Here is a 2,200-nt window from a genome sequence, read left to right as displayed (position 1 = left end):
AGATGACGCTCACAGAGCTATCCGAGCGTATCGGTATTTCGGTGACTAACCTCAGCTTGTTGAAGACGGGCAAGGTCAAGGGAATGCGGTTCAGCACCCTGGATGCGATATGCAAGGAGTTGGGCTGTCAGCCGAGCGACCTGCTGGAACACTTGCCGGATTTTGTGTGACCGCGGCAAATCAAGCGGCTAAACCAAGGAGTGGAAATATGTCTTACCTCAAGACACCATTCGTTATCATTCCAATCTTCGCGAACGTTGTCCTGTTGGTGGGGATTCGGTATTTCAATACCTTCAACGCGAATCCACCTATGCTTGGGTTGTTTCCTCTCCTGATGTTGGCATTGGTGTGGGTTTGGGTAATGTATTTTTTGGTGGGGGCTACGGTTAGGTACTTTGGGAAGAGGGCGAGTGGGAAGAGGGCTGAGGGGGAGGATGGGGGGTTTGTTTGAACAAAGCTGCATTTATTAAGAATGAGCGGGACCAGATGCTGGTCCCGCTCCGTTTATGATTCAGAAGGTTAGTAGGTCAACTTACTTGCGACCATTTCCTCCTCGAACTTGCTCATGGACCATGTCACCGTCACCAAGGTCACTTTCCTCGCCAAAATACTCTTCGCCTTCATTGGGACCAATCTGGGTGTCTTCGTTGTCGAAACCGGGGCCTTGGGTCCTGTGCACCATATCGCCATCCTGGGTTCCGTCGTTATCATCACCAAAGACCTTCAAATCGCCATCAAATTCCTCGGTTCCGGATCGCTGATGTTTCCTTGATCCATCATCCGCGGAACTGGATAAATCTGTGCGAGTACTTTCGCCTTCACCCACGTCATTTCGTACACGGTCCGCATAGTCGTCGTCGAACCCATCGCCATTCGCGTCGGTGAAAGACTTTTCGTCAGCACCGTCAGAACCGCCGGATCCGGTATCACCCTGGTTCATGATATGGCTCTCGGTCCGCTCCACGGTCCGGTTGCGCTCGCTGTTGCCCTTGCTATCGTGGTCCGGGAAATCATTCGGGTCCATAGACTTTTCGGTTGCAGACTGAGGTATAAGTCCAGGAACGGGAGGGCCGTATTGCGTTGCCGTACCCGCCGCACTCTCATCGTCTACTCGGTTATCTGCAGGGTCAATAAAATCCTGGTTAACAGCGTCACCAACTCCACCAAGATCACCAATGGTCTCAGCTACCTGCGCAAAAGCACCCACAGCCAGCAAGCTGATCAACAGCGCCATCCAAATCGAAGTCATTAGGGTCTTCATGTCTTGTTCCTCCTTGGGAGGTTTTGGGCAACATTCTCTATTCTCCCCGTCGAGGGAATCATTTGCAAATGGCGTTCCCGAGCGCTAAACAATTTTCACCCAAAGTAATTCTCGCCCTTTCAAGGAACTATGGGGAGAGAAAGGAAAGTTACAGAAACGACCGTTTTTATTTCTTCGCAAATCTCTGCGAGAGAGAAACTACCCCTCTCGCAAATTCCTGCGAAGCGGTTTTCATCCGTTCAGTCATAATGCCGACAGTCGGGAAAAATTCATCCCACTTTGCCTAGATTGGCGGGCGGCCACGAGGTGAAGTTCGGCTGGGAGCACCTTATTATTCATGGGGCTATCCAGGGAACTCAAACCAAGGTGGGATCAAATAGTTTGGTAAACACATCTTGGCCTGAGAGACCATTTTTCTGTACCCTTTCCCCCGCTATTTCCTCCCTGGTGGAGTCTTCCCACTCCGAGATAGCCCCATACTTGGCGCACTAAAAACGGAGCGGGACCAGATGCTGGTCCCGCTCCGTTTATGATTCAGAAGGTTAGTAGGTCAACTTACTTGCGACCATTTCCTCCTCGAACTTGCTCATGGACCATGTCACCGTCACCAAGGTCACTTTCCTCGCCAAAATACTCTTCGCCTTCATTGGGACCAATCTGGGTGTCTTCGTTGTCGAAACCGGGGCCTTGGGTCCTGTGCACCATATCGCCATCCTGGGTTCCGTCGTTATCATCACCAAAGACCTTCAAATCGCCATCAAATTCCTCGGTTCCGGATCGCTGATGTTTCCTTGATCCATCATCCGCGGAACTGGATAAATCTGTGCGAGTACTTTCGCCTTCACCCACGTCATTTCGTACACGGTCCGCATAGTCGTCGTCGAACCCATCGCCATTCGCGTCGGTGAAAGACTTTTCGTCAGCACCGTCAGAACCGCC

At 51.5% G+C, this 2,200-nt stretch carries 4 protein-coding genes; 2 read left to right on the top strand and 2 right to left on the bottom strand.

Going from position 1 to position 2,200, the window contains the following annotated elements:
• Both KOO63_12505 and KOO63_12500 read left to right on the top strand, forming a co-directional pair.
• Positions 1–170 (top strand): helix-turn-helix transcriptional regulator (locus KOO63_12505; protein ID MBU8922631.1); only part of this gene is annotated, 170 nt, incomplete at its 5' end.
• Positions 171–208: 38 nt separating this feature from the next.
• Positions 209–451 carry a hypothetical protein gene (locus KOO63_12500; GenBank protein ID MBU8922630.1) on the top strand — a complete coding sequence of 81 codons (243 nt, stop codon included), beginning with the start codon at positions 209–211 and terminating at the stop codon, positions 449–451.
• Between the two features lie 81 nt (positions 452–532).
• On the opposite strand, the gene KOO63_12495 is transcribed toward KOO63_12500, so the two are convergent.
• Together KOO63_12495 and KOO63_12490 are read right to left on the bottom strand one after the other, a co-directional pair.
• A complete protein-coding gene (locus KOO63_12495; protein MBU8922629.1) occupies positions 533–1,261 on the bottom strand; it encodes a hypothetical protein in 729 nt (242 codons plus the stop codon).
• A gap of 555 nt (positions 1,262–1,816) precedes the next feature.
• A partial coding sequence (locus tag KOO63_12490; GenBank protein MBU8922628.1) for a hypothetical protein occupies positions 1,817–2,200 on the bottom strand: 384 nt, incomplete at its 5' end.

Source organism: Candidatus Latescibacterota bacterium, assembly GCA_019038625.1.
Classification (GTDB): domain Bacteria; phylum Krumholzibacteriota; class Krumholzibacteriia; order Krumholzibacteriales; family Krumholzibacteriaceae; genus JAGLYV01.
Note: the sequence above shows the minus strand (reverse complement) of the source record. Positions and strands in the feature narration are given on the sequence as shown.

Bases quoted from the DNA above. Each gene is read 5' to 3' on its own strand.
- KOO63_12500 (MBU8922630.1), top strand. From the start codon at position 209: ATGTCTTACCTCAAGACACCATTCGTTATCATTCCAATCTTCGCGAAC.
- KOO63_12495 (MBU8922629.1), bottom strand. From the start codon at position 1,261: ATGAAGACCCTAATGACTTCGATTTGGATGGCGCTGTTGATCAGCTTG.